This is a genomic window from Cupriavidus laharis, assembly GCF_914271435.1.
GTDB classification, from domain to species: Bacteria; Pseudomonadota; Gammaproteobacteria; order Burkholderiales; family Burkholderiaceae; genus Cupriavidus; species Cupriavidus laharis.
The window spans coordinates 731,105-756,703 of sequence record NZ_CAJZAI010000002.1 but is presented as its reverse complement, the minus strand read 5'-3'; the positions used below and the strand labels follow the sequence as shown (position 1 = coordinate 756,703).

The 25,599-nt window shown below is 64.2% G+C and carries 21 protein-coding genes and 2 pseudogenes; 17 read left to right on the top strand and 6 right to left on the bottom strand.

The window, feature by feature from the left end; translation table 11 throughout:
* Nucleotides 1–242: 242 nt before the first annotated feature.
* Together LDO29_RS07280 and LDO29_RS07275 are read right to left on the bottom strand one after the other, a co-directional pair.
* Nucleotides 243–1,613 carry a sensor histidine kinase gene (locus LDO29_RS07280; protein ID WP_224079094.1) on the bottom strand — a complete coding sequence of 457 codons (1,371 nt, stop codon included), beginning with the start codon at nt 1,611–1,613 and terminating at the stop codon, nt 243–245.
* Between the two features lie 2 nt (nt 1,614–1,615).
* Nucleotides 1,616–2,275: a response regulator gene (locus LDO29_RS07275; protein ID WP_224079093.1), complete on the bottom strand. Its 660-nt coding sequence runs from the start codon at nt 2,273–2,275 to the stop codon at nt 1,616–1,618.
* A gap of 134 nt (nt 2,276–2,409) precedes the next feature.
* On the opposite strand from LDO29_RS07275, the gene LDO29_RS07270 reads away from it, so the two are divergent.
* The 7 genes and pseudogenes from LDO29_RS07270 (at nt 2,410) to ppk2 (ending at nt 9,898) form a co-directional block, all read left to right on the top strand.
* Nucleotides 2,410–2,835, top strand: a complete 426-nt coding sequence (locus LDO29_RS07270; protein ID WP_396022636.1) for a PepSY domain-containing protein — start codon at nt 2,410–2,412, stop codon at nt 2,833–2,835.
* A 112-nt stretch (nt 2,836–2,947) separates the two neighbouring features.
* Entirely contained in the window at nt 2,948–3,415 is a 468-nt protein-coding gene (locus tag LDO29_RS07265; RefSeq protein ID WP_224079091.1) for a DUF2271 domain-containing protein, read from the top strand.
* Between the two features lie 25 nt (nt 3,416–3,440).
* Nucleotides 3,441–5,651, top strand: a complete 2,211-nt coding sequence (locus LDO29_RS07260; RefSeq protein WP_224079090.1) for a PepSY domain-containing protein — start codon at nt 3,441–3,443, stop codon at nt 5,649–5,651.
* The gene (locus LDO29_RS07255; RefSeq protein WP_224079089.1) at nt 5,632–6,624 is read left to right on the top strand and encodes an FAD:protein FMN transferase; all 993 of its coding nucleotides are present in this window, start codon (nt 5,632–5,634) and stop codon (nt 6,622–6,624) included. Before LDO29_RS07260 ends, LDO29_RS07255 begins: the two co-directional genes overlap by 20 nt.
* 89 nt (nt 6,625–6,713) lie before the next feature.
* Nucleotides 6,714–6,841: pseudogene (locus tag LDO29_RS28315) on the top strand (IS3 family transposase); the annotation flags it as partial.
* A gap of 332 nt (nt 6,842–7,173) precedes the next feature.
* The gene (ftsH, locus tag LDO29_RS07250; protein ID WP_224079088.1) at nt 7,174–9,117 is read left to right on the top strand and encodes an ATP-dependent zinc metalloprotease FtsH; all 1,944 of its coding nucleotides are present in this window, start codon (nt 7,174–7,176) and stop codon (nt 9,115–9,117) included.
* Nucleotides 9,101–9,898 (top strand): polyphosphate kinase 2, encoded by a 798-nt coding sequence (ppk2, locus tag LDO29_RS07245; RefSeq protein WP_224079132.1) that lies wholly within the window; start codon nt 9,101–9,103, stop codon nt 9,896–9,898. Before ftsH ends, ppk2 begins: the two co-directional genes overlap by 17 nt.
* 32 nt (nt 9,899–9,930) lie before the next feature.
* On the opposite strand, the gene LDO29_RS07240 is transcribed toward ppk2, so the two are convergent.
* Nucleotides 9,931–12,009 carry a copper-transporting P-type ATPase gene (locus LDO29_RS07240; protein WP_224079131.1) on the bottom strand — a complete coding sequence of 693 codons (2,079 nt, stop codon included), beginning with the start codon at nt 12,007–12,009 and terminating at the stop codon, nt 9,931–9,933.
* Nucleotides 12,010–12,661: 652 nt separating this feature from the next.
* Here LDO29_RS07240 and map point away from each other — a divergent pair.
* From map to LDO29_RS07195, 9 genes and pseudogenes are all read left to right on the top strand, one after another.
* Nucleotides 12,662–13,429, top strand: coding sequence for a type I methionyl aminopeptidase (gene map, locus LDO29_RS07235; RefSeq protein ID WP_224079087.1), 768 nt, complete (start codon nt 12,662–12,664; stop codon nt 13,427–13,429).
* 341 nt (nt 13,430–13,770) lie between these two features.
* Complete coding sequence (gene dkgB / locus LDO29_RS07230) at nt 13,771–14,574, top strand: 2,5-didehydrogluconate reductase DkgB (RefSeq protein WP_224079086.1); 804 nt, start codon at nt 13,771–13,773, stop codon at nt 14,572–14,574.
* 20 nt (nt 14,575–14,594) lie between these two features.
* The gene (locus LDO29_RS07225; RefSeq protein WP_224079130.1) at nt 14,595–15,713 is read left to right on the top strand and encodes an alkene reductase; all 1,119 of its coding nucleotides are present in this window, start codon (nt 14,595–14,597) and stop codon (nt 15,711–15,713) included.
* Nucleotides 15,714–15,716: 3 nt separating this feature from the next.
* Complete coding sequence (locus LDO29_RS07220; RefSeq protein WP_224079085.1) at nt 15,717–16,061, top strand: MoaF-related domain-containing protein; 345 nt, start codon at nt 15,717–15,719, stop codon at nt 16,059–16,061.
* Between the two features lie 31 nt (nt 16,062–16,092).
* Nucleotides 16,093–17,094: an aldo/keto reductase gene (locus LDO29_RS07215; protein WP_224079129.1), complete on the top strand. Its 1,002-nt coding sequence runs from the start codon at nt 16,093–16,095 to the stop codon at nt 17,092–17,094.
* Nucleotides 17,095–17,259: 165 nt separating this feature from the next.
* Nucleotides 17,260–18,390 carry a cytochrome P450 family protein gene (locus LDO29_RS07210; protein WP_224079084.1) on the top strand — a complete coding sequence of 377 codons (1,131 nt, stop codon included), beginning with the start codon at nt 17,260–17,262 and terminating at the stop codon, nt 18,388–18,390.
* A 43-nt stretch (nt 18,391–18,433) separates the two neighbouring features.
* Nucleotides 18,434–18,790 carry an antibiotic biosynthesis monooxygenase family protein gene (locus tag LDO29_RS07205; RefSeq protein ID WP_224079083.1) on the top strand — a complete coding sequence of 119 codons (357 nt, stop codon included), beginning with the start codon at nt 18,434–18,436 and terminating at the stop codon, nt 18,788–18,790.
* A 130-nt stretch (nt 18,791–18,920) separates the two neighbouring features.
* A pseudogene (locus LDO29_RS07200) lies at nt 18,921–19,226 on the top strand (TSUP family transporter); the annotation flags it as partial.
* A gap of 89 nt (nt 19,227–19,315) precedes the next feature.
* Nucleotides 19,316–20,428 carry an extracellular catalytic domain type 1 short-chain-length polyhydroxyalkanoate depolymerase gene (locus LDO29_RS07195; RefSeq protein ID WP_224079082.1) on the top strand — a complete coding sequence of 371 codons (1,113 nt, stop codon included), beginning with the start codon at nt 19,316–19,318 and terminating at the stop codon, nt 20,426–20,428.
* 39 nt (nt 20,429–20,467) lie between these two features.
* Here the strand turns inward: LDO29_RS07195 and LDO29_RS07190 are convergent, their stop codons facing one another.
* Nucleotides 20,468–20,794 carry a 2Fe-2S iron-sulfur cluster-binding protein gene (locus LDO29_RS07190; protein WP_224079081.1) on the bottom strand — a complete coding sequence of 109 codons (327 nt, stop codon included), beginning with the start codon at nt 20,792–20,794 and terminating at the stop codon, nt 20,468–20,470.
* On the bottom strand, nt 20,775–21,395 hold the full coding sequence (locus LDO29_RS07185; protein WP_224079080.1) for an IMPACT family protein: 621 nt from the start codon (nt 21,393–21,395) through the stop codon (nt 20,775–20,777). Before LDO29_RS07185 ends, LDO29_RS07190 begins: the two co-directional genes overlap by 20 nt.
* Nucleotides 21,396–21,607: 212 nt before the next feature.
* Here LDO29_RS07185 and LDO29_RS07180 point away from each other — a divergent pair, with 212 nt between their 5' ends.
* The gene (locus LDO29_RS07180) at nt 21,608–23,584 is read left to right on the top strand and encodes a PhoX family protein (RefSeq protein WP_224079079.1); all 1,977 of its coding nucleotides are present in this window, start codon (nt 21,608–21,610) and stop codon (nt 23,582–23,584) included.
* Nucleotides 23,585–23,939: 355 nt separating this feature from the next.
* On the opposite strand, the gene aspA is transcribed toward LDO29_RS07180, so the two are convergent.
* A complete protein-coding gene (gene aspA / locus LDO29_RS07175) occupies nt 23,940–25,373 on the bottom strand; it encodes an aspartate ammonia-lyase (RefSeq protein WP_224079078.1) in 1,434 nt (477 codons plus the stop codon).
* Between the last annotated feature and the right edge of the window lie 226 nt (nt 25,374–25,599).

Genomic DNA, 25,599 nt, shown 5'->3' with positions numbered 1-25,599 from the left:
CCATGCATTCGACATTTCGTGTCGCCACGAAGCTTCTTCGCGAGGGACGGTGCAAAGATTCGCCGTATGGCCTTGGCCATCAAAGTCCTTCCAAGAAATCAAAGTCCCGTTCTATTGAGGTTTCCATAATTCACGACAACGCCAAATATTCGTCGTCCCCGCGCATACCCAAAGGGCACGTGGAGGAAGGGTTGATGAGGGGGCGCTTCATGGGTCGTCCCGCGCCACGCCATCCCAACTGATTACGCCGGACCGGTTTTCTCGCGCATCGGCCTCGCGGACGCAAGCGGCAAGCCTTCGATGGTCACCTGCAGGCCGTCCTGCCAGCCCGGAACCGGTGAGCGCAGCGTAAGGACCGAACCTGCGCCGCGGACAATCGCTTCGACGATCGCCAGGCCAAGCCCGCTGCCTTTGGCTGTGGTCGCGCCACGCTCGAACGGCTTCGTCAGGCGCTCGAGTTCATCGTCCGGCAGCACCGGTCCGTGATTCCTCACACTGAGCGTACCGGTGACTGACAGCACAATTCCCACCGGTTTCCCGGGCGCACCGTGCTTGAACGCATTTTCGACCAGATTGCGCACGACTATGGCGAATGCGTCCGGATCGATCCACGACGGCACGGGCTGGTCGGGGAGGTCGAGCTGGATCGGCTTCGCAGAGGCAACGCGCCGAAAATCCTCGACAATAAGCTCCAGTACCGGGCGCAGATCCTGCGGCGCATCTCCGAGCACGCGTCCATTTTCGGCCTTTGCGAGTTGCATGAGCCTTTCGCTGACCCGCGACAGGGTGTGCAGGGCCCTCTCGACATTCTGCACGCGTTCCCGCATGGCGGCGGAAGGCATTTCGGCCATGAGGCGCTGCGTCTGCGCGAGCGCCGCGGCAATCGGTGTGCGCAACTCGTGCGCGCTATTGGCAGTGAAGCTGCGCTCCGCGGCCAGCGCGCGGTCCAGGCGAGCCATCAGGTCATTGACCGCGTCGGCGATCGGAGCGACCTCCGTCGGCAGTTCCTTCTTTTCGAGCGGTGTCAGGTCGTTCTGCCCACGTGCAGCGATGCTGCCGCAGAAGCGCCGGATTGGCCGTAGCCCGGTGCGGACAATCAGCCAGATGCCACACAGGCCCACCGGCAGAAACAGGATGAGGATCCTGGCGACTGCGAGCGCGGCTTCAATCACCGCATGCCGGCGCGTGGCGAGCGGCTCCGCGATCATCAGGGAGATGGTGCCCTGCAAGCCCGGCTCGGCGTAAATCCGGTGCGACGCCGTAGATGTAAAGCCCGCTTTCAGGTCGGGCGGGAAGATGGCCATATCGGCGTCGTGCGACCGCAGCAGCAGGCTGCCCCTGTCATCGCGAACCGCGTAGGTCAGCAATTCGTCGTGCGGGCGAACGGCTGCGATACGGCGGCTGCCATCGTCATCGCCATCCGCATCGCGCCCGACGATATCCATGATGGCGAGCGGCAACAGGCGCTGTGCCGTTTCCTGCAACGCACTATCCGACATCCGATCGACTTCGTGGCGCAGCACGTAAAATGAAGCGGCCGCGGCCGCGAGCGACAGCACAGCGAGCCCTGCAACCAGCGCTGCCGCGAGTCGACCTTGCAGGCTGCGCAGCATGGTCAGTCCTGCTTCAGCCGATAGCCGAGCCCACGCAAGGTCTCGATGACATCGGCACCCAGCTTCTTGCGCAGCCGGCTCATATGTACCTCGATGGTGTTGCTGCCAATTTCCTCGTTGAAGGAATAAAGGCGATCCTCCAGCCGGCTCCTTGATACGATCATCCCCGGATGCTGGATCAGCGCTTCGAGAAGTGCCCATTCACTGGCCGTCAGGTCGATGCGTGCGGCACCGCGCATCACGCTGCGCCCCGCCGTATCGATACGCAGTTCGCCGAGCTTGACCAGGGGATTCGGATTGCCCGAATACCGGCGCGACACCGCGCTCACCCGTGCGGAAAGCTCTGACAGGTCGAATGGCTTGACGAGATAATCATCCGCGCCGGCGTTCAGGCCGGCGATGCGGTTCGAAACCTGATCGAGCGCTGTCAGGATGATGACGGGCACGGTCGAACCACCCGCGCGAAGCTCTCGCAGGAAGTCGAGCCCCCGACCGTCGGGGAGCAGCAGATCGAGCAGGATCAGGTCGTAGTTAGCGGCCGCAAGGTGCCGGCGCGCCTCGGAGAGGCTGGCCACGAAGTCAGTCGGATGTCCGTCTTTCTCGATCTGGTCGCGAACGGCCTCCCCGAGCCAGGGCTCATCCTCGATGAGAAGAACTCTCATTAAGATCTTCCTGATAGGTGTCTCGCGTGACTTTGCCACGCGAACCTGTCGCGAACATGAAGAAAATTTTTTGTGTCCGCAAGCTTGGCTTCAGGTTTCCGGTGCATTGTGGAGTCCAGGGATGCGAACGGGAGATGTTAGTCATGAAACACCTGGGAATAGCCAGAAGCCTGGTGCTCACGATGTTTGCACTTGTCAGTGCTGTCGGCATCCAGCATCCCGCACAGGCGCACGACAGCGACGATTGCGAGGCGCCGGTGAACGCCTGGAAGCCGCGTGACGCTGTCCGGGCGATGGCGCAGCAAAAGGGCTGGCAGATCGACAGGCTCAGGATCGACGACGGTTGCTATGAGGTCAAGGGGCATGATGCCGATGGCCGGCGTTTCAAGGCAAAACTTGATCCAGTCACCCTTGGAATCGTCCGCATGAAGCGTGAAGACGACGACCACGGCGGAGCACGCGGACGCCTGCCGGACGCGAATGCTGGCAAGCCACCGGCTGACGCACCCCCCGAAGGCTTGCTGAAGCCAGGCACGAAGCCCCAGGTCCAGATCCGCTGACCCCTTATTGCCGACGCACCGCGTACCTCATCGGCGTTGGTCCTGCTGAAGCAGCGGCAGGCCAATGCGATGGGTGCGATGCCCCCCTTTTGCCCAAATCAGGAGAATCCAGATGAAACATGCATTCCCGATCGCCGTGCTTGCCGGCGCGCTTGCCGCGCCTTCGCTGGCATCCGCGCGTCAGGTCTCGTTCGAAACGCAACTGTCGAACTACGGGGGAGATGGCGCTTACGTTGCCATGTATGTCACCGATCGCGCCGGACGGTACCAGGGCACGCTGTGGGTGGCAGGGCGCAAAGCCAAGTACTACCGGCACCTGCGCGACTGGTATCGCGCCACGGGCGGCACCGCAAAGGTAGACGGCATTACCGGCGCCAGCGTCGGCGCAGGCAAGACGCTGCGTGCGACGCTGGATCTGTCCGACGCGCTGATCGACGCCGGATATGAGGTCCACATCGACACGGCGGTCGAGGACATGAAGGAATACCCGTCCGAGGTCGTCGTGCCGCTGACTACTTCGGGCGCGAACAAGACGGTCAAGGGGAGCGGCTATGTGAAGTCGTTCCGCTATTCACTGTAACCAGGGGCAGGCCAGGAGGTGCCCGATGTTACGCAAGCTCCATTCCATCCCCGGTCTCGTCGCCGCATTGCTGATGACGATCGTCGCCCTGACAGGCGCGGTGCTATCGGTGAATCCGGCACTTGAGCGCGCAAGTGCCGTCCGTCCAGGCCAGGATCCGCTGAGCGTTGCGACGCTCGCCAGCCGCGTGAGCACCTCGGTGCCCGACGTCGAAACACTCATACGCCGGCCGTCAGGGGCGATCATCGCGTACTACCAGGCCAACGGCGAACAGCGTGCATCGATCATTGATCCCGCTACCGGCAAGGCCGTCGGCGACTATCGCCCCTCGCCAGTCGAGCGGTGGCTGAAGAACCTGCACCGCAAGCTCTTTCTCGGTGATGCTGGCCGGATCGCAACCGGTGCGACGGCGGCCTTCATGCTGTTCGCCGCGTTGACCGGGCTTGTATTGCTCGCACGCCGGATGGGCGGCTGGAAGCATATCCTGGCCCCGGTCCGGGGTGACGGGTTGCAGCGGCTGCACAACGAAACTGCACGCGCCGCGCTTGCCGGCCTCACGCTATCGGCGATGACCGGGGTCTTCATGTCGTTGACGACGTTCGGCGTGATTCCCGAAGGCGGCGCGCAGGAGCCCGCCCTCAGCGTTCCGGCAATCACCACACCGCCGATGCCGTTGCGGCAGATGCCCGCACTGGCAATAGATGTCTCCAGCCTGCGCCAGCTGACGTTTGCCAACGCGGCCGACCCAACCAGCCTCATCGAGGTGAATACGACGGATGGCATCGGTTATGTCGATCCATCGTCAGGCGGATGGCTTGCCTTTCAGCCGGCCGACGCCTGGCAACGTGCGCATGGGGTTGTCCGCATGCTGCACACGGGCGAAGGGCTATGGTGGCTCGGGCTGATCCTCGGCGCATCGTCGGCGTCGGTGCCGTTGCTGGCCGCAACCGGCCTGCTGCTGTGGCTGCGTCGTCGACGGGCCATGCCGAAGCTCGCTGGCAACGTGCCGGCACGCGACGCGGATACCGTGTTGCTGGTGGGCACCGAGGGCAATAGCACGTGGGGCTTTGCTTCGGCGCTGCATGCAGCGCTGACCCGGGCTGGCCTTCGCGTGCATGTAGCGCCGATGAACGATTTTGCAGCCGGCTACCGCAGCCTGCGGTATCTGCTGGTCCTGACTGCGACCTATGGTGACGGCGATGCACCGGAGAGCGCTGTGCGATTCCTGCCGAAGCTCGAGCGCCTGACGATCCCCGGCGGGGTAGCGTTCGGGGTCTTGGGCTTCGGCGACCGCCAGTTTCCTCATTTTTGCGGCTATGCGCGAACGGTTCACGACGCACTGACCGCCAGGGGGCTGGAAGCACTGACCGATCCGGGCACGGTTGACCGGCAGTCTGAACCCGAATTCCGGCAGTGGTGCACGGGGCTCGCCGAAAGGCTCGGCGTGTCGCTCGATATCCGCTACACGCCATTGCTGCCGCCCACGATACCGCTCAAGCTCGTCTCACGTGACGACTATGGTGCGGATCCGGAGGACATGACTTCGGTGTTGCGCTTCATGCCTGCCGAGGGGGCAAGATCCTGGGCCACCCTGCTACGGCCGCGGCTGCCCCGGTTCGAGACGGGGGATCTGCTCGGCGTCGTGCCACCGGGCGCTACCTCGCCCCGGTACTACTCGCTCGCGAGCGCGACGGCGGACGGCCTGGCCGAGGTCTGCGTGCGGCGTCATCCGAACGGCGTGTGCTCCGGGTATCTCACAGGCCTGCAGCCAGGCGAAACGATTGAGGCATTCATGCGGCCGCATGCGTGCTTTCGGCCAAGTGCCGGAAGCACGCCCGTGATCCTGATCGGGGCGGGTACCGGGATTGGTCCGCTGATCGGTTTCATCCGGCACAACGCGGCCCGCCGTCCGATGCACCTGTATTTCGGTGCGCGCAATGCTGACGATGGTTTCTTGTACCGCGACGAACTCAGGCACCTGGTAGCCGACCGGCGGCTGCAGGCACTCACGACGGCCTTCTCTCGTTCCGGAAGCCGGAGTTATGTACAGGAGCGCCTTGTCGCCGATGCACAGAGCCTGCGCACCCTGGTGACGCACGGCGCGCAAATCATGGTGTGCGGCGGCCGCAGGATGGCGGAGGGTGTCGCGCAGGCGTGGGAACGCATTCTGACGGATACCGGCTTGTCCGTCGCACAACTGAGAGCGCAGGGACGCTATGTCGAAGATGTCTATTGAGGCGTTGCCAGATACGCAACTCAAGCTTTGGCGCGTGAGCGGAGCGACGATGGGAACACGCTACACGGCGGCCTTCCATGCGTCGCCGACGACGGATGAAAAAGAACTGGCGGCGCGGCTTGCCGCAGCGGTTGGCGCGGTTGACGAGCAGATGTCGAACTGGAAGGAAAACTCCGACCTGTCGCGGCTGAATCGTGCCGAGCTGGGCTGCTGGGTGCCGGTGTCCAGGAATCTCGCGGCTTTGCTCGCACGTGCGCTGGAGATTGGCAGCGATACGCACAACGCCTTCAACATCGGCGTCGGCGACCTTGTCGGTATGTGGGGTTTCGGGCCAACGGGCGAGCAGCGTGCACATCGTCCGGGCGCGGTGGACACGTCGCAGGCGAGCCCATGCCCGTCTGCGAGCGAACTGATCGACGTGGACGTGCAACGGTGCCGGGTGCGCAGGCGGGGACCCGTTGCGCTGGATCTGTGCGGCATGGCAAAAGGATTCGGCGTCGACGAGCTTGCGCGCGTGTTGAGCGAGCACGGGATCGGCTCATGGCTTGTCGGCATCGACGGCGAAATGCGCGCGTGCGGAAGCAAGCCGGATGGGTCGCAGTGGGCGATTGCGCTTGAGGCCCCGGATGACGAGCGGCACGCCGCAATGGCCGTGATCGAACTGAGCAACGCCGCCATCGCGACGTCCGGCGACTACCGCCATTGGGCTGACATCGACGGTGCGCGTGTCTCGCACACAATGGATCCCCGAACCGGCGCGCCACTGTGCAGTGCCGTTGCGTCGGTGACAGTCATTGCACCGACATGCGCGGACGCGGACGCCTACGCGACGGCCTTGCTGGTGCTCGGCGCGCAGGCGGGGCGAGATTATGCTCAGCGCCGTCGCCTCGACGCACTCTTCGTCGTACGCGACGGCGATGCGCTGCGCACGATCGGGACCGGCTGCTTTGCCAATGTGCAACAGACCGATTGATGGCAAATGCAACATCCAACTGGGCGGCGGGCAGGGACGCGTTCATATAGACCTCCTGTGAAGTCCGCCTGGATTGGCTGGATTGAAACTTCGCGCCGATGGCGCCGAGCCAGGTTTTCACATCGGACATCAATCACGTACATCTGGACCAATGAGGGGGCTATATCTGGCCGTCGTCCTGGGCCTGTTCAATCGGGAGATTGTCGGCTGGTCGATCTGCAACGATTTCCACGCAGCACACGCTCGGCTTGCCCCAAGCCCATGACCGCGGCTGTAGCCGCACTTCCTGATGACGGTAGTGGCGATGCAGATGCTCTATCGTTCATCTTCAGGCAGAACCGCCTTCTTCCAATGGCCCCATTTCTTGATTTGCATCAAGAGCCAGATTCATCTGAAGCCGAGACTAATAAAACAATCCCCACGTTGCGGCCAACTGGTCGCCCGTGAGGGTGGGGCGTCAACCAAATTTTTCCGTACCTTCTGCTGACCGCTTGTCCTTGATGCACATCTTCATGCCTTCCGAACCGGCAACGACACAAGAACCCCCTCATGGAACCCCGCCAACAGCAGTTTTCCCTCTGGTATGTGCTCCTTGCCGTCTCGGCGATGCTCCTCCTTCAGAGTGTCCTGTTCTCGCCCCATGTCCAGACATTGCCTTACAGCGACTTCAAGGTCCTGCTCAAGGCAGGCAAGCTCAAGGACATTACCGTTGGAGAGGCGGCCATCACAGGTACGGTCAACACTGATGGCATCGAGAATCTGCTTCCCAGGCAACAGGTCGAAGAGATGCAGCGCCAGGGTAAGGGGGACCACCCGTTTTCAACGCTCCGGGTCAATGACCCGAATCTGGTCGAGGAACTCGAAGCTGCCAGGGTCCGGTTCGTTGGCCAGGCCGACAACAAGTGGATTGGCACGCTGTTGTCCTGGATTGTTCCTGCAATGCTTCTTTTTGCGGTCTGGAGTTTTCTCATCAAACGCGTGGGTGGCGCCGCCAGCGGGATGATGGAAATTGGCAAGAGCAAGGCAAAGGTCTACATGCAAAAGGAAACCGGCGTCACTCTTGCCGACGTCGCCGGCATCGACGAGGCGAAGGAAGAGCTGGCCGAAATCGTTAATTTCCTGAAGGACCCTCAGCGCTACCGGCGCCTGGGCGGCAAGATTCCCAAGGGTGTATTGCTTCTTGGGGCGCCGGGCACGGGCAAGACACTGCTGGCAAAGGCTGTAGCGGGCGAGGCCGGCGTCCCGTTCTTCAGCATGAGCGGCTCGGACTTCGTCGAGATGTTTGTCGGCGTGGGTGCGGCACGCGTGCGGGACCTGTTCAACCAGGCCGAGACCAAGGCGCCCTGCATCATCTTCATCGATGAACTCGACGCGCTGGGCAAGACCCGCGCGCTCAGCGCCGTGTCAGGCAACGAGGAGCGCGAACAGACCCTGAACCAGCTCCTGGTTGAGATGGATGGCTTTGACACCAACAAGGGGGTCATCATCATGGCCGCCACCAACCGGCCCGAAATTCTCGACCCTGCCCTGTTGCGGCCAGGTCGTTTTGACCGCCATGTCGTGCTGGACCGGCCCGATCTGAAGGGCCGCGAACAGATCATCAAGGTGCACGTCAGGAATGTTGTCCTCGCTCCCACTGTCGACCTGACAAACCTGGCAGCCCGCACTCCTGGATTTGCTGGTGCGGACCTTGCCAACCTCGTCAATGAGGCCGCTCTGCTTGCGGCGCGCAAAGGCAAGGATGCCGTGGATATGGCGGATTTTGACGAGGCACTGGACCGAATCGTTGGTGGCCTGGAAAAGAAGAATCGCGTGATGAATCCCCAGGAGAAGGAAACCATCGCCTACCACGAGGCGGGGCATGCCATCGTGGCGGAATCGCGGCCGCACGCCGACCGCGTGTCGAAAGTCTCCATCATTCCGCGCGGCGTTGCAGCACTCGGCTATACCCAGCAGACGCCGACGGAGGACCGCTATCTGCTGAAGCAGAGCGAACTGCTTGACCGGCTCGATGTGCTGCTCGGCGGACGCATGGCCGAGCAAATCGTCTTTGGCGATGTCTCCACCGGTGCCCAGAATGACCTGCAGCGGGCAACGGACATGGCCCGCCAGATGATTACGCAGTTCGGCATGAGCGAGCAGCTCGGACTGGTCACTTATGAAGACGTACCGAACCCTCTCTTTAACGGTCCCGGGTTGATGCATCGGGAACGCAAGGAATACAGCGAGAGTACCGCGCAAATCATTGATGCCGAAGTTCGCAAAATTCTGGGCGATGCGGGCCAACGGGTGAAGCAGACACTGCTCGCCAATCGACACAAGCTTGACGTGCTGGCGAAGCTCCTCCTGGAACGGGAGGTCGTCGACCGGCCGGCGCTAGAGCTCCTGCTCTCTGAAAAAGTCACCCCGCTGACACCCGGAAGGCCCCACCCAGCCACTCACGATGCGTCCGATGCGAGGAAAGGGAGCCATGAAAATGAAGGCAAGCAGTAAGATTCCCACACCCGAGGTCAGCGCCATTTCCCGTGACGACTACGAGCAGAATCTCCACCTGCTGCAAATTGAGCTGGTCAAGCTGCAGAAGCACTTCATCTGCTGCAACGACCGGATTCTGGTCATCTTCGAGGGCAGGGATGCCTCGGGCAAGGATGGCACGATCAAACGCATCGTTGAGCACCTCAGCCCACGTGAAACGCGCGTCGTCGCATTGGGCAAGCCGTCCGACCGCGACAGAGGCTCATGGTATTTCCAGCGCTATGCCGCTGAACTCCCGGCTTCCGGCGAGTTTACGCTCTTCAATCGCAGCTGGTACAACCGGGCGGGCGTGGAACACGTGATGGGCTTCTGCACCGACGATGAACATAAGGAGTTCATGGCAAGCGTCCCGGAATTCGAAGGGATGCTCGTTCGTTCCGGGATTAGCCTCATCAAATACTACCTGGACATCACCAAGGAGGAACAGAGACGGCGCATCGAGTCGCGCCGTCGGGACCCGCTTAAGCAGTGGAAGGTCAGTCCCATCGACGAACAGGCGGTATCGCTCTGGAAGAAGTACAGCAAGGCACGAAACGAGATGTTTGCTCGTACCAACGATGTGGTGCCTTGGAATCTCGTGCGTGCCGATGACAAGCGCGTGGCGCGCATCGGCGTCATCAAGGATTTGCTGTCCCGTCTGCACTATGCCGGCAAGGACGCGGAACTCGTCCGCCCCAATCCGGAAATCGTGTTTCCCTATGCAGAGGAGCATCTGCTGAGCGGAGCCATTGCGGAGTGATGTGCGAGGAGGCTGCGCGCACGACCGGGGCATCAGATCCTCGCCTTGCGCAACCGCAATGCATTCGAGACGACGGAAGCGGAGCTGAGGCTCATCGCCAGCGCGGCCATCATGGGGGACAGCAACATCCCGGTAGACGCGTACAGGACCCCCGCAGCCAGGGGAACGCCCAGCGCATTGTAGACAAAGGCAAAGCCGAGGTTCTGCTTCATATTCCGGATCGTGGCCTCGGACAGCTGCCGTGCCCGGGCAATGCCGCGCAGGTCTCCTTTGACAAGGGTCACTTGCGCGCTGTTCATCGCGACGTCCGTGCCGGTTCCCATGGCGATGCCGACATCCGCCTTGGCAAGCGCTGGTGCGTCGTTGATGCCGTCGCCAGCCATCGCGACAACCTTGCCCTCGGCTTGCAGCTTTGACACCAGCGCCAACTTGTCTGCAGGTTTCACTTCGCCGTGAAACTCATCAATGCCAAGCTTCGCCGCCACGGCCCTGGCTGTCGCCACGCCGTCGCCGGTCGCCATCACCACGTGAATGCCCTCGTCCCTGAGCCTTGCGAGGGCTTCAGGCGTGGTGGACTTCACTGGGTCTGACACGGCCAGGATTCCCGCGAGCACGCCGTCCACCGCCAGGTGCATGACGCTGGCGCCCTGAGCGCGCAGCGCGTCAGCGTCCCTGGTCAGCGCATCCGTCGAGACGCCTTCGGTTTGCATCAAGACCGTATTGCCGAGGGCGAGCTTGCGTCCACCGACCACACCGCGCACGCCGACGCCGGTTCCGGACTCGAAGTTCTCCGTCTTCTCAAGCGCCAGGTTGCGCTCGCGTGCAGCCGTGACAATGGCGGCTGCCAGTGGGTGTTCGCTCCCCTGGTCAAGACTTGCCGCCAGCCTCAGCACTTCCTCCTCGCTGAATCCGTTGTTCCCGATGGCGCGTTCGAATGCCGGCCGGCCTTCAGTCAGGGTGCCAGTCTTGTCGACAATCAGCGTATTCACCTTCCGGAGATTCTCAATCGCGGCAGCATCCCGAAACAGAACGCCATTTGAAGCGCCTTTTCCACTCGCGACCATGATTGACATCGGTGTGGCCAGGCCAAGCGCGCAAGGGCACGCGATGATGAGTACGGAAACCGCATTGATCAGCCCATAGACCCAGCTCGGCTCGGGCCCGAAGAATCCCCAGGCAAGAAATGTCAACAGCGCAATGCCAATGACGACAAGCACGAACACGCCGGATACCTTGTCCGCCATGCGCTGCATGGGCGCCCTGGAACGCTGGGCCTGAGCCACCATCTGAACGATTTGCGACAGGACGGTCTGCGAGCCGACCTTCTCGGACGTGATGACAAGGCTGCCCGTGGTGTTCATCGTGGCACCGATGACGTGGTCGCCAACCCGCTTGGTAACCGGTATGGGCTCGCCTGTAATCATCGACTCGTCGAGCGAGCTCGAGCCTTCGGTGACCACGCCGTCGACAGGTACCTTCTCGCCTGGACGGACTCGCAGCATGTCTCCAACGTGCACGTGTGTCAGGGGAACATCCTCCTCCGTCCTATCCGGTCTGATGCGGCGCGCGGTCTTGGGTGCCAGGCCGAGCAACGACCTGATGGCAGCCGAGGTCTGGGACCGGGCCTTGAGTTCGAGAAGCTGCCCCATCAGCGTAAGAGAGATGATGACCGCCGCGGCTTCGAAGTACACACCGACTCGCCCATGTTCGCTGAACGCATCCGGGAACACGCCGGGCGCGACCGTGGCGATGACGCTATAGAGGTAGGCGGCACCGGTGCCAAGCCCGATAAGCGTCCACATATTCGGGCTGCGATTGACGAATGACCGGGCGCAGCGCTCGAAGAATGGCAAGCCCGCCCACAACACCACGGGAGTCGCCAGCGCCAACTCCACCCAACTCTGCGTGGAGGCCTCCATCCAACCCAGCCGGTGACCGAACATGGCCAGAATGAACGCAACAACCGTGAGCGGCAATGTCCACCAGAACCGGCGGCGGAAGTCTGTGAGCTCCGGATTCTCTTCCTCATCCAGTCCCGGCATTACCGGCTCGAGCGCCATGCCGCACTTGGGGCAGTTGCCTGGGTGGTCCTGACGGATTTCCGGATGCATCGGGCATGTGTATATCGTGCCGGCTGGGGCCGATCCGGCCGGCGCTTCCGCAACCGGTTTGACATACTTCCCTGGTTCTTTCAGCGTTCCAGGCTCCGCTGCTGCGACGGCGCCGGAGTGATGCGCGTGCTGGTGACCAGGCCCACCCTCCCCATGAGAGCAACCATCGTGAGGCGCGTCCTTCTGTCCGATGCCTTCATCGGTGTGCGAGACGACTTCTTCATTGCGGGTCATTCTGCATGCTCCTTGAGGATTATTCGTCGCATGGCCAACCTTCATCTACCGCCACACGCAAAGCGTAATCCTTGCCATGATGGGAAGGTCAAGGTCAGTGACTCAGAACTTGCTGAAGCGTAACTCCCTGGCGACGCGCCAGTGCGTACCGACATCGGGGCTCGCGGCAACTTACCCAGGCATGCCTTTTGTATTGGCCGATTCCTGTGGAGCCTGGAGGCCATTCAGGAAGGCCCTGTCTTGCGTGTGCGACCCAAGGCGATGACTGCGCGGTCAGTCTCGCCGGTCTGATTGCCGGCTTTCTCTATTCGTTGTGCCGGCTGTGCGAGATGAATCCGACGCAGAGCTTCAATGAGATTGTTGCTCGCGAACTGCGAGCCGCAGGCGTTGTGGCACAGGACTTGAAAATGGCCTCGACATGACCAAGCAACCGGAGGAAATCGCCCTGATGGCGGAGTCAGGCAAGTTGCTGGTGGATGTGTTTGCTTACCTGGATCGGCTCAGTTTGGCCGGCATGTCCACCATGCAGGTCAACGACCTTGTCGACAGTTTCATCGTGAACGAGCTCAACGCACGCCCAGCCAGCAAAGGGCAGTATGGCTTCGCCTACGCGCTCAACGCTTCTCGCAACAACGTGGTTTGCCACGGCGTTCCATCCGCTGCAGAGGTCCTGCAGAACGGGGATATCGTGAACTTCGATATCACGTTGAAGAAGAATGGCTACATCGCTGATTCGAGCAAGACATACCTCGTTGGTGACGTGTCGCCGCTGGCCAGAAGGCTCGTGCAGGTAACCTATGAAGCCATGTGGAAGGGCATCAAGGCCGTTCGTCCGGGCGCCAGGCTTGGTGATGTCGGGCATGCCATCGAGAGGCACGCTTGCAGAAATGGCTACTCGGTCGTAAGGGAATATTGCGGGCATGGCATCGGTCGGGAAATGCACGAGCCTCCGGAGGTGCTGCACTGGGGGAGGCCGAATACAGGCCTGGTGCTGCGGGAGGGCATGGTGTTCACAATCGAACCGATGAACAACCAGGGGCGGCATGTGGTTCACACCGAAGACGATGGCTGGACGGTCGTCACGCGCGATGGGCAACTGTCCGCGCAGTTCGAGCACACAGTAGCCGTGACCCGTAATGGCGTCCGCGTCCTGACACTTCGCGCTGACGAAAAGATGCCGAACTGACAGCTCTGGCGGGCGCAAGCCGCGCGGTCAAGAGTCAGTCCGGGCCTCTGTACCCCCCGCAGCTACTGCAGGGGCCGCTGTGATGCGGAGTGGCTCTTCGAAGTCCGCCACCGGCCGGGGCTGGTCCCTTCCCAGGTCTGGAAGGCGCGCGTGAAAGAGTTCAGCTATTCAAATCCAAGCACGAAGGCGATCTCGCCGGCGAGCAGTTCGTCGATGGTCGTCTTCATTGTTGATTTCAAATCAAATGAATTTGACTTATACACGGCTTAATTTGCAAATGTAAAGCCGGCAAACTGCGTTCATTCCCAGTTTTCTCTTGTCTCTGTATCAGGAGTTACCCCATGAGCATTCCTTCGTTTGGTGTCGGTACTTTCCGCCTGACCGGTCAGGCCGCTGTTGATTCCGTGCGCAATGCGCTGGAGGTGGGCTACCGCGCCATCGATACCGCGCAGATCTACGGCAACGAGGCCGACGTCGGCCAGGCCATCGCCGAAAGCGGCGTGAAGCGCGATGACCTTTTCCTCACCACCAAGATCTGGACTGCGAACTACGCCGCCGACAAGCTGGTGCCGAGCCTGCGCGAGAGCCTGGACAAGCTGCGCACCGACCATGTCGACCTGACGCTGATCCACTGGCCGGCACCGGGCAACGGCGTGCCGCTGCGCGAGACCATGGAAGCGCTGGCCGCGGCGAAGTCGCTGGGGCTCACGCGCCAGATCGGCATCTCGAACTTCAATGTCGAACTGACCCGGCAGGCTATCGAGGTGGTCGGCAAGGGCGTGATCGCGACCAACCAGATCGAACTGAGCCCGTACCTGCAGAGCCGCAAGCTGACGGCGTTCCTGAAGGAGCAGGGCATCACCGTGACCTCGTACATGACGCTGGCCTACGGCAAGGTGCTGAAGGACCCGGTGCTGGCACAGATCGCGGCGAAGCACGGTGCCACCGTGGCGCAGGTGGCGCTGGCCTGGGCGCTGCAGCTTGGCTACGCGGTGATCCCTTCATCGACGAAGCGCGAGAACCTGGCCAGCAACCTGCTGGCGCGCGACCTGAAGCTCGACGCCGACGACATGGCGCAGATTGCTGCGCTCGAACGCAATGGCCGCGAGGTCAGCCCCGAGGGCCTGGCACCGGTGTGGGACTGAGGGAGGCGAAGATGTCCATCATGTCCGATACGCGCAACCCGCTGTTCCAGCCATACTCGCTCGGCAATCTGCCGCTGCCGAACCGCATCGTCATGCCGCCGATGACACGCTCGCGCGCCAGCCAGCCCGGCGACGTCCCCAATGCGCTGATGGCCGAGTACTACGCACAACGTGCCGGTGCCGGCCTGATCATCAGCGAGGGCACCTGGATTTCTCCGCTCGGCAAGGGCTATGCCTGGACGCCGGGCATCCACACGCCGGCGCAGGTGGATGGCTGGCGCAAGGTGACCAGCGCCGTGCACGCAGCCGGCGGGCGCATCTTCGCGCAGCTCTGGCACGTCGGCCGCCTGAGCCATGTCAGCCTGCTCGACGGGCAGGCGCCGGTGTCGTCATCGGCGGTCCAGGCGCAGGGCGTCAATGTGTTCGTTGCCGAGCGCGGCGGCATGCCCGGCTTCGTTCAGGCGTCCCAGCCGCGCGCGCTGACGGTCGAGGAAATCCACGGCATCGTCGACGAGTTCCGGCAGGCCGCGCGCAACGCGATGGCGGCGGGCTTCGACGGCGTGGAACTGCACGCGGCCAACGGCTACCTGGTCAACCAGTTCATCGATTCCGGGGCGAATGACCGCACCGACGAGTACGGCGGCTCGCTCGAGAACCGCCTGCGCTTCCTGCGCGACGTGGCGCAGGCGCTGATCGAAGGTACGGGCAGCAAGGACCGCGTCGGCATCCGCCTGGCGCCGCTGACCACGCTCAATGGCTGTGTCGATGCCGATCCGGAGACCACCTATACCGCTGCCGCAAAGATGCTTGGCGAGATCGGCGTGGGCTACATCCATATCGCCGAAGCGGACTGGGACGACGCACCGCACATGCCTGTCGAATTCAAGCAGCGGCTGCGCCAGGTCTATCCGGGCACGCTGATCTACGCGGGCAAGTACACCGCGGAACGCGCGCAGGCCGCGCTGAGCGAGGGCTGGGCCGACCTGATCGCGTTCGGGCGCCCGTTCGTGGCCAACCCGGACCTGCCGGAGCGCCTGCGCTCGGGCGCCACGCTCAACCCGCATGACCGCGACACGCTGTTCGGCGGCGGTGCGCGCGGCCTGACCGACTATCCGGTATTGAACGCCAAGGCAGCCTGATCGATGACCAGCCAGATTCTACTCAGCAAGCCGCCGTTTGCCGGCCGCAGCTTCCGCGTCGACTATGACGGACTGTCCGCGCACAACCGCTATGCCGAGGATGGCCAGTCGATCCGCTACGCGATCGTCTCCGGCCCGTATGCGGGCGCCAGCGGCGAATCGCGCTGCGAATGGCGCGAGATCGCCGAAGGCGTCTACGCGATCTCGTGGCAGGAGGCCGACGGCGCGACCGTGGTGCATGTCGACGACTTCATCAATGGCCGGTCCATGGCGTTCTTCACGGCATCCGACCTGACGTTCCACCGGATGCAGGGACCACTGACAGCGCTTGCAGGCGCCGCCGCCTGAATGGCGTTCCACGATCCATCCAATGACAAAGATGCGAATTTCCATACCGACGAAAATCGGCTTCGGTACAGCGCCGCTCGGCAATATGTACCGCGACATCCCCGAACAGGAAGCGATCGACACCGTCGACGCTGCCTGGGAGCAGGGCATCCGCTACTTCGACGCCGCGCCGCTCTACGGCGCGGGCCTTGCGGAGATCCGGCTCGGCAACGCCTTGCAGCACCGCCCGCGCGACGCGTATGTGCTCAGCACCAAGGTGGGCCGGCTGGTGCTCGACGAGACGGAGGACACGGCCAGCCGTGACCTCGGCGAGAAGGGCGGCCTGTTCGAACACGGCCTGCCCAACAAGATCGTCTACGACTACAGCGCCGACGGCACGCTGCGCGCCATCGAAGCCAGCCTGCAGCGCCTGAAGACTGATCGGCTCGACATTGTCTGGATCCATGACCCGGCCAGGGACTTCCACGGCGAGGCCTGGCGCGATGTGTTCCAGACCGCGATGACCGGCGCCGCCTCCGCGCTGACCCGGCTACGCGAGGAGGGCGTGATCAAGGCCTGGGGCCTGGGCGTGAATCGCGTGGAGCCGTGCGAACTGGCCCTGCAGCAGGCCGACCCTGACGGCTTCCTGATCGCGGGCCGCTATACGCTGCTCGACCATGCCGATGGGCTGCGCGCGCTGATGCCCGCCAGCATCGACCGTGGCCTGGGCATCGTGGTCGGCGGGCCGTACAACTCCGGCATCCTGGCCGGTGGCGAGCACTACGAGTACCAGAAGGCGACGCCGGAGATCCTTGCCCGGGTCGATGCCCTGCGCCGGCTGTGCGCGGAGTTCGACGTGGATATCCGCGCCGCCGCGCTGCAGTTCTCGCTCGCGCATCCCGCCGTGGCGGCGGTTATCCCCGGCGCGAGCCGGCCGGAGCGGATCGCCGGCAACCTGGCGCTCGCGAAGGCAGAGATTCCGCTGGCATTCTGGCAGGCGCTGCGCGCGCAGGGGCTGGTCGCCACGGATGCCCCGTTGCCTGGCCTGGCATAGCGGTACCTGGGCCCCGGCCTCACGCCGGGGCCCATGCATTCGACATTTCATCTCGCCACGAAGCTTCTTCGCAAGGGACGGTGCAAAGATTCACCATACGCTGGAGCTGCCCGCAAGACTGTCGACGCGGGTGGCTGATCAGACAACCGCCAAATCTGTCACGCCATGATGCCTGCCGACCCGCTCGAAGCCGTCACCCATCCCGATCCCTATCCCTACTACCGCGGGCTGGCTGCGCATCGTCCGTTTGGCTTTGATGAGCGGCTCGGCATGTGGGTGGCCGCGGGCCCCGCAGAAGTGGCTGCCGTGCTCGCACACCCTGACTGCCGCGTGCGTCCTCCGGCCCAGCCCGTGCCGCCCGCGCTTGCCGGCACTGCGGCGGGCGAGTTGTTCGGGCGCTTGATTCGCATGAACGACGGTGCTGGCCATGCGCCGCTGAAGGCTATCCTGCTGCAACTGATGGCCAGCATCGATACCGGCACCGCCAGGGCGCGCGCGGCCATGCTGGCAGCGGCGCTCGATGCGGTGCCCGGCATGGCGCCTGCCACCGGCGCCGCTGTCAACCGCTGGGTGTCCACGCTGCCCGTCGTTACCGTGGCCGACCTGCTTGGCCTACCCGTGCGCGCGGGTGTCGATGCCATGACTGTCGCGGCGCGCGTGGCTGCCTACGCCGCGGCGCAGTCGCCGCTTGCCACGGCTGAGGATGTCGCGGCCGGCGCCGACGCGGCGCGCTGGCTGAACCAATGGCTGCTTGCGGCAGCCGAGGTGCCGTGCCAGGCAGATGACGCGGGGCTGCTGCCAGCGCTGCGGCAAGCCGCGCAAGCGCAGGACATCGCGCCGGAAGCCGTGGCGGCCAACGCCATCGGCCTGATGGTGCAGGCGTGCGAGGCCACGGCCGGGCTCGCGGGGAATATGCTGCTGCGCATCGGCCGCAGTGGGCCGGCTGTGGACGGTTTGCCTGAACTGGCAGCGCGCGTCGCAAGAGACGACCCGCCGGTGCAGAATACACGCCGCTTCCTGGCCGCCGACGCGCGCCTGTGCGGCGTGCCCGTCAGGGCGGGCGATGCCGTACTCGTGCTGCTTGCGGCCGCGTCGTGCGCAGCGTCCGGCGATGACGATGCACGGCCGTGGACGTTCGGCGCGGGCCGCCATGCGTGCCCTGGCGACGCGCTCGCGCAGGCGCTTGCCGCTGCGACGGTCGAAGCCCTGCTCGCGCGTGGCGCACTGCCGGCTGCGCTGGCGCAGGCGTTCCGCTACCGGCCGTCGCACAATGCACGGATTCCGCATTTCGATTGAAACGTTGGCCGTCCCCGATCCATTCCGCAAAGAGATCTCCGCCATGATCGCAGTCATCTTCGAAGTCGAGCCCGCACCGGGGCGCCAGGACACCTATCTCGAACTCGCCGCGAAGCTGCGGCCGACGCTGGAGGCCATCGACGGCTTTATCTCGGTCGAGCGCTTCCAGAGCCTGACCACGCCCGGCAAGATCCTGTCGCTGTCGTTCTTCCGTGACGAGGCCGCGGTCATGGCTTGGCGCAATACCGAGGAGCACCGCCAGGCCCAGGCGGCCGGGCGCGGCGGCGTGTTCGCGGGCTACCGCCTGCGCGTGGCGCAGGTGCTGCGCGACTACGGACTGGACGAGCGCGACCAGGCGCCGGCCGACAGCCGCGCGGTCCATGACCACGCGGGGCGCTGAGGGAGGACGCACATGTCGATGTCCCTGCCTGTCGCCGAGATGACCTTTGTCGGCTTCACCTTCCTGCTGGCCGGCTTTGTGAAAGGGGTAGTGGGCCTGGGCCTGCCGACCGTGGCGGTGGGGCTGCTGGGGCGTGTTCGTGATTCCTGCCGTGCCTTACCTGCAAGGGCTGGGGCTCGACAAGGAAAGCATGGTCCAGGCGCTGGGCCTGTCGTTCACGGTTTCCACCATCGCGCTGGCGATCAGCCTGGCCATGGGCGGCTCGCTGCTCCACCTGCCCGTGCTTGGTGCGTCGGTGCTGGCGCTGCTGCCGGCGCTCGGCGGCATGTTCATCGGCCAGTGGCTGCGTCACCGCATCAGCGCCGGACGTTTCCGCCGCCTGTTCTTCTGCGGCCTGCTGGTGCTCGGCGCGGAGCTGGCGCTGCGCGGCCTCTGATGCCCTGTGTTGTCGGGCGGTCTTAAGCCTGAAGGGAAAGCCTGACACAATCGATCCCGTCAACGCAATCCGGACGGGAGGCCAGGCATATGGGACGCCGCGGCAGAAGCACGTCACAGCTGTGGAAGGCGCTGGGCAAGACTGCCACGCGCCAGGCCCGGCGCATGGGGCGCGAGATGACCCGGGCGCTCAACAAGACGGTGACGCAACCGATGACCGAGGCCATCGTGCGCAATGCCGTGAAGCAGTCCTCGGCCATGGCCGAGGCCACGCAACGCGCGCTGTCCGGCGTGGCGTCGCCCGTGCCGGCGCCGCAAAGCCGCAGCAGCGGGCGCTGGGAAGCGGGCACCGCCGGACTCGGCCCGCTCGCGCAGCGCAACTACCGGATCTTCATACCGGCGGGCGTGACGGCCAGGCGGCGCGCACCCATGCTGGTGCTGCTGCACGGCTGCGGCCAGGACGCGGCCAGCTTTGCCGCGGTCACGCGCGCGGCAGCGGTGGCGCGTGAAGCGGGCTGCGTGGTCCTGTTGCCGGAGCAGTCGTCTCAGGCCAATGCGCAGCGCTGCTGGAACTGGTTCCGTCCCGGCACCCGCGGCGGCGCCGAGGCCGCGCTGCTGATGGCAATGATCGACCATGTCTGCGAACGCTATCCGGTGCGGGCGGAGCGCGTCAGCGTGATGGGGCTGTCCGCCGGCGGCGCGATGGCGATGATGCTGGGCCTGCGCTATCCGGAACGGTTTGCCGCCGTGGGCTCGCATTCGGGGGCGGTGCCTTACAGTGCCAGCAACGCGGCCCAGGCCGCCGCGGCCATGCGCGGCAAGCGCGTGCCTGACGCCGCGGCGCGCCAGGCAATGCGCCTGTGGCTGGCCGGACGACGCCTGCCGCCGCTATTGCTGCTGCACGGCGACGCGGACGCCGTGGTCATATTCGACAATGCGATGACCGCTGCACGCCTGTGGCTGGACCTGCTGCCCGAACCGTCGGCGCGGCTGGTTGTGCTGCCCGCACGCCGCGTGCAGCGCGGACAGCGGCTGCCGGCCGAGGTGTCCGACTGGGTTGTCGAAGGCGAAACCTGCGTGCGGCTCGTCAGGATCGAGGGCCTCGGACATGCATGGAGTGGCGGTCCGGCCGCGCAGGCGTTCTCGGATCCGCGCGGCCCCGATGCGCTGCGGATCGCGTTGCGGTTTTTTGCGGACAGGTGACAGTGGCTGGCTTGCCAGGCATGTCGCGCGGGCAACAGCCTATTCGAGCTTGCCCGGCTCGATCACCACATCGCTGACGGGACAGGCGACGCAAGGCAGGATCCAGCCGTCATCCTTCTCATCCGGACTGAGCCCCGGCCATTCGATGCGATAGCGGATAGCGCCCGCATGGAGCCGGCTGGCGCAGGCGCGGCAGGTGCCGTTGCGGCAGGAATTGGGCAGCGCCACGCCGTCGAGCAGCGCGGCCTCGAGCAGGCTCAGGCCTGCGGGCGCGGCAAAGGTGGCATCGGCGGGCAGCACGCGCGCGGTGAACTCGGCTTGTTCATCCACCGGGGTGTCGCCGGTTTCAGTCTGTGGCGCCGTCATCGTCGGTCTGCGGAAACTGCGCCCGCCCGTGCGTGGCGTCGCGCAAGGCTGCCTGCGCAGCGTCGCGCTGCGCGGCCGGCAGGCGGATTACCAGCCGCGCCATGGCGCCGTAGGCGGTGCCGGCCAGCGTGCAGCCGTCTGGCGCGGCTTGTTCCAGCCAGCGGCGCACGCGCGGCTCGTCGGCGTAGTCGACTTCCACGGCCAGTTCGCCATAGGCAATGCGTTCGATCCGTTCCGCCGATTTCAGCGCCGCGGCAATCGCATCGGTATAGGCCCGCACCAGCCCGCCGGCGCCCAGCTTGACGCCGCCGTAGTAGCGCACCACGGCAGCCAGTACGCCATCCAAGTCATGGTGGCGCAGCACTTCAAGGATCGGCCGTCCGGCCGTGCCGGACGGTTCGCCGTCATCCGACATGCCGGACTGCCCGCCCGCGAGCAGTGCCCAGCACACGTGCGTGGCGGTGGGATGCTGCGCGCGCAGCGACTGCAGCACGGCCATGGCGGCATCGCGGTCGGGCACGGGGATCGCCAGGGCAAGGAAGCGGCTCTTGCGGATCTCGAGTTCGGCTTCGACCGGGGCGGCGAGGGTATAGGTGGGCAAGTGGAATCTGCCGGGCAGGAAAAACGGAAGTTTACCGCAGCGGTCGGGACCGGGCCGGCCGCAGGGCGGCTTTGTGGTTCATCGTCAACTTCTTGTCACATACCGCCCATAGGATGCGCAGCGACGAGGGCGCGATTGCCGCGCCATGTCTGATTTCCATGACAAGCGGACGGCGTCGCGTTGACCTGCCGCCACCTTCCCCGGGAAAGACCATGTTCGACAAACCTGATGCCTCGCGCCGCAAGGCGCTGAAAATCCTCGCCGGTGCGCCGATGCTGCCGCTGGGCCTGGCCTCCACCAGCCTGCTCGTGGGCTGTGGCGGTGGCGACGACGCCGTTGCCGCGCCGACGGAATCCCCGGCCCCCGAGGCCACGTTCACCACGGCCGAATTCACCGGCATGAGCGCCCCGACGCTGGCCGACCCGGCCGCCATGGCCACCACCACCGTGGGTTCGAGCATGAAGGTCAACTTCAGCGACGGCAGCAGCCGGACCTTCAAGCTGGCCTACCAGCCCTTCTTCGTGACCGGCGACATGGTGCCGGACGGCAAGGGCGGCACCATCCTGGCCGGCGGCTACTACGACATCAACAACCAGCCGATCACGGATACGTCGATACCGGGCAAGGAGCGCCAGTTCTACTCCGACGCCCCGGACGGCACCTCGCTGCTCAAGATCGAGGGCGCCAAGGTCAGCGGTGTGAAGGGCAACACAGTGTTCGCCGTGGTGCAGTTCGAATACAACACGCGTGACCAGTCGGGTGCCGACACCTATGGCCGCCTGCCGTCGCCGATCGCCGTGCTGACGCTGGACCAGGACCCGGCCACCGGCAAGCTCACGCTGGTCAAGTACCACAACGTGGACACCTCGCCGGCCAACGGCCTGTGGATCACGTGCGGCGCCAGCCTGTCGCCGTGGAACACGCACCTGTCGAGCGAGGAGTACGAGCCGGACGCCTTCACGATCGCAACCAACGACCAGTTCAAGGCCTACAGCAAGAACCTCTATGGCAGCGAGACCGCCGCCAATCCTTACCTCTACGGCCATCTGCCCGAAGTGACGGTCAACGCCGACGGCACCGGCACCATCCGCAAGCACTATTGCCTGGGCCGCATCTCGCATGAGCTGGTGCAGGTCATGCCTGACAATCGCACCGTGCTGATGGGCGACGATGCCACCAACAGCGGCCTCTTCATGTTCGTGGCCGACCAGGAGAAGGACCTGTCGGCGGGCACCCTGTATGTGGCCAAGGTAGGCTCGGGCTTTTCGATCGACCCGTCCGCGGCGGGCGCCGACCTGACGTGGGTCAAGCTGGGGCACGCCACCAGCGCCGAGATCGAGGCGCTGGCCAAGTCCACGGCGCCGGGCGATATCATGGATGTGGCAACCACCGATCCGCTCGACATCAGCTACACCAAGATCTTCGTCGGCGGCAAGGCCAACTGGGTTCGCCTCAAGCCTGGCATGGAGAAAGCCGCGGCCTTCCTCGAAACCCACCGTTACGCCTACCTGAAGGGCGGCAGCATGGGCTTCACCAAGATGGAAGGCACCACGGTCAATATCAAGGACAAGGTTGCCTACTCCGCGCTGCAGAACGTTGTCGACTCGATGGTGCTGAACAGCAGCAAGGGCTGGAATGCGCAGAGCGGCATCTCGGTCGATAAGGCGCTCAACGCCGGCGCGGTGATGCAGCACAAGCTCGACGGCGGCCGGAAGGACCTGGACGGCGACGCCATCAACAGCGAATGGGTGCCGGTGCGCACCAAGGCCCTGCTCAACGGCCACGACATCCTGGGCGACGTGCTCGGCAATACGGCCGACCCGGAATGGATCGCCAACCCGGACAACCTGAAGTTCTCGGAGACGCTGCGCACCCTGTTCATCGGCGAAGACAGTGGCCAGCACGTGAACAACTTCCTGTGGGCCTACAACATTGACACGAAGAAGCTGTCGCGCCTGATGTCGGTGCCCGCCGGTGGCGAATCCACGGGCCTGCATGCCGTGGACGAGATCAATGGCTGGACCTACATCATGAGCAACTTCCAGCACGCCGGTGACTGGGGCAGCCTGCACACCAAGGTTCAGGCCACGCTGGATCCGCTGGTGCGAGCCAACTACAAGGACCGTGCCGGTGCGGCGGTCGGCTACCTGACGGCTGACCCGACGAGCGTCAAGCTGGCCAAGGCCTGATTGGTCGGGCAGGAGGCGGAAGCGGGCTGCGGCCCGCTTTTTATTAGTTTTTTGCTGAATTGCGGGGGCTGTGGGGAGGACGGGGTTGGCGTGCCTGGCCATCCTAATGGCATTCGTGGCTGCCAGCCTCTCGTAGCGCCGGCTCGCGACTGTACTCAGAGGCAAGCGAGCGTTGACATCGCCTGACGGTGCAGAGCCGGTGTCGACGCCGCCAAAATCCAACCCGAAAAATTCTTATCGACCGGTTGCCCGTTCCAGCCTGTCACGATGCCCCCTGCGTGTTCGATCACGGGCACCAGTGCCATGACGCGAGCGAGCGTCACGGCTCCGGTTTTTCCTTTCGGATGACCTGTCTTCAGCCATCCTTTCCGTGCAAATCCAGCGGCACCGGATGGGTCAGCGTCTCCGGACGCAGGATGCGGTCCAGCTCATCCTTCGACAGCAAGCCCTTCTGCAGCACGATCTCATAGACGCTGCCGCCTGTGGCGTGCGCTTCCTGCGCGACGGCCGTCGCGTTGGCGTAGCCAATGTAGGGGTTGAGCGCCGTGACGACACCAATGGAATTCTCGACGGTCGCGCGCAGTCGATCGGCATTCGCCGTGATCCCTTTGACACAGCGCTCGGCGAGCGTCAGGCAGCCGTTACGCAGGTGGCTGATGCTCTTGAACAGGCTGTGCGCGATGATCGGCTCGAACGCATTGAGCTGGAGTTGGCCGGCCTCGGCCGCGAAGCTCACGGTGACATCATTGCCAATGACTTCGAAAGCGATCTGGTTCACGACTTCAGGAATGACCGGGTTGACCTTGCCCGGCATGATGCTCGAGCCGGCCTGCATGGGCGGCAGGTTGATCTCTCCCAGCCCCGCGCGCGGACCGCTCGACAGCAGGCGCAGATCATTGCAGGTCTTCGAAAGCTTGACGGCCACGCGCTTCAATACGCCGGATAGCTGCACGAAGGAGCCGCAGTCCTGGGTGGCTTCGATCAGGTTGGGCGCGGTTTCCAGAGGAATGCCGGTAATTGTGCGCAGGTGCTGCAGCACCACGGGCGCGTACGACGGATGCGCGGTAATGCCGGTGCCAATGGCAGTGGCGCCGAGGTTGATCTCGCAGATCAGCATCGCCGCTTCGCGCAGGCGCGCCTCATCCTCGCCAAGCATCACGGCATAGGTGCTGAATTCCTGGCCGAGCGTCATCGGCACGGCGTCCTGCAACTGGGTGCGCCCCATCTTGATGATATGGGCGAATTCGCCGGCCTTCGCCTCGAAGGCCTGGCGCAGCACAACCATGGCGTCCACGAGACCTGCAATCCCGAACCATGTCGCGACCTTCAGCGCGGAAGGGTAGACGTCGTTGGTGCTCTGTCCAATATTGACGTGCTCGTTCGGGTGCAGGTGCCGGTACTCGCCTCGCTGATGCCCCAGCAGTTCGAGCGCGCGGTTGGCGATGACCTCATTGGCGTTCATGTTGGTCGAGGTGCCGGCGCCGCCCTGGATCACGTCGACAACGAACTGGTCGTGCAGCTTTCCGGCAATCAGCTCCTGACACGCGCCGGCGATCGCGTCGCAGCGTGTCTTGTCGAGCAAGCCAAGTTCATGGTTGGCCTGTGCCGCGGCCTGCTTTATCGCCGCCAATGCCTTGATCAACTCCGGGTAGATAGAGATCGGCGTACCAGTGATCGGAAAATTCTCGACGGCGCGCAGTGTATGAACACCGTAATAGGCTTCTTGTGGGATTTCACGATCACCCAATAGGTCATGTTCGGTTCTGAAGGGTCCGGTGGGCACGTCCATGCTCCTCATGTCAACGTCTCTAGTGCCTTGGGTTGGAAGTTCGTTGCAACTCAGGGCACTAGGAATGAGGCTAGTCTATGACCGTTACTCGGTCAGTGTGCGCATCGATGCGTAGATTTCATGGCAGGGGGCAATCATTCCATGGATATGCAAAATTTGCATGGATAGTGAGTGCGCGCAATGGCATTCGCCAGATGTTGCTGCATGAGACGCCGAGCCGGCCGTT

Bases quoted from the DNA above. Each gene is read 5' to 3' on its own strand.
- LDO29_RS07205 (WP_224079083.1), top strand. From the start codon at position 18,434: ATGATCGCAGTCATCTTCGAAGTCGAGCCCGCACCGGGGCGCCAGGAC.
- ftsH (WP_224079088.1), top strand. From the start codon at position 7,174: ATGGAACCCCGCCAACAGCAGTTTTCCCTCTGGTATGTGCTCCTTGCC.
- map (WP_224079087.1), top strand. From the start codon at position 12,662: ATGACCAAGCAACCGGAGGAAATCGCCCTGATGGCGGAGTCAGGCAAG.
- LDO29_RS07210 (WP_224079084.1), top strand. From the start codon at position 17,260: ATGATGCCTGCCGACCCGCTCGAAGCCGTCACCCATCCCGATCCCTAT.
- LDO29_RS07195 (WP_224079082.1), top strand. From the start codon at position 19,316: ATGGGACGCCGCGGCAGAAGCACGTCACAGCTGTGGAAGGCGCTGGGC.
- LDO29_RS07255 (WP_224079089.1), top strand. From the start codon at position 5,632: ATGTCGAAGATGTCTATTGAGGCGTTGCCAGATACGCAACTCAAGCTT.
- LDO29_RS07270 (WP_396022636.1), top strand. From the start codon at position 2,410: ATGTTAGTCATGAAACACCTGGGAATAGCCAGAAGCCTGGTGCTCACG.
- LDO29_RS07215 (WP_224079129.1), top strand. From the start codon at position 16,093: ATGCGAATTTCCATACCGACGAAAATCGGCTTCGGTACAGCGCCGCTC.
- LDO29_RS07240 (WP_224079131.1), bottom strand. From the start codon at position 12,009: ATGCATCCGGAAATCCGTCAGGACCACCCAGGCAACTGCCCCAAGTGC.
- LDO29_RS07225 (WP_224079130.1), top strand. From the start codon at position 14,595: ATGTCCGATACGCGCAACCCGCTGTTCCAGCCATACTCGCTCGGCAAT.
- LDO29_RS07265 (WP_224079091.1), top strand. From the start codon at position 2,948: ATGAAACATGCATTCCCGATCGCCGTGCTTGCCGGCGCGCTTGCCGCG.
- LDO29_RS07180 (WP_224079079.1), top strand. From the start codon at position 21,608: ATGTTCGACAAACCTGATGCCTCGCGCCGCAAGGCGCTGAAAATCCTC.
- LDO29_RS07280 (WP_224079094.1), bottom strand. From the start codon at position 1,613: ATGCTGCGCAGCCTGCAAGGTCGACTCGCGGCAGCGCTGGTTGCAGGG.
- LDO29_RS07260 (WP_224079090.1), top strand. From the start codon at position 3,441: ATGTTACGCAAGCTCCATTCCATCCCCGGTCTCGTCGCCGCATTGCTG.
- LDO29_RS07190 (WP_224079081.1), bottom strand. From the start codon at position 20,794: ATGACGGCGCCACAGACTGAAACCGGCGACACCCCGGTGGATGAACAA.
- aspA (WP_224079078.1), bottom strand. From the start codon at position 25,373: ATGGACGTGCCCACCGGACCCTTCAGAACCGAACATGACCTATTGGGT.
- dkgB (WP_224079086.1), top strand. From the start codon at position 13,771: ATGAGCATTCCTTCGTTTGGTGTCGGTACTTTCCGCCTGACCGGTCAG.
- LDO29_RS07275 (WP_224079093.1), bottom strand. From the start codon at position 2,275: ATGAGAGTTCTTCTCATCGAGGATGAGCCCTGGCTCGGGGAGGCCGTT.
- LDO29_RS07220 (WP_224079085.1), top strand. From the start codon at position 15,717: ATGACCAGCCAGATTCTACTCAGCAAGCCGCCGTTTGCCGGCCGCAGC.
- ppk2 (WP_224079132.1), top strand. From the start codon at position 9,101: ATGAAGGCAAGCAGTAAGATTCCCACACCCGAGGTCAGCGCCATTTCC.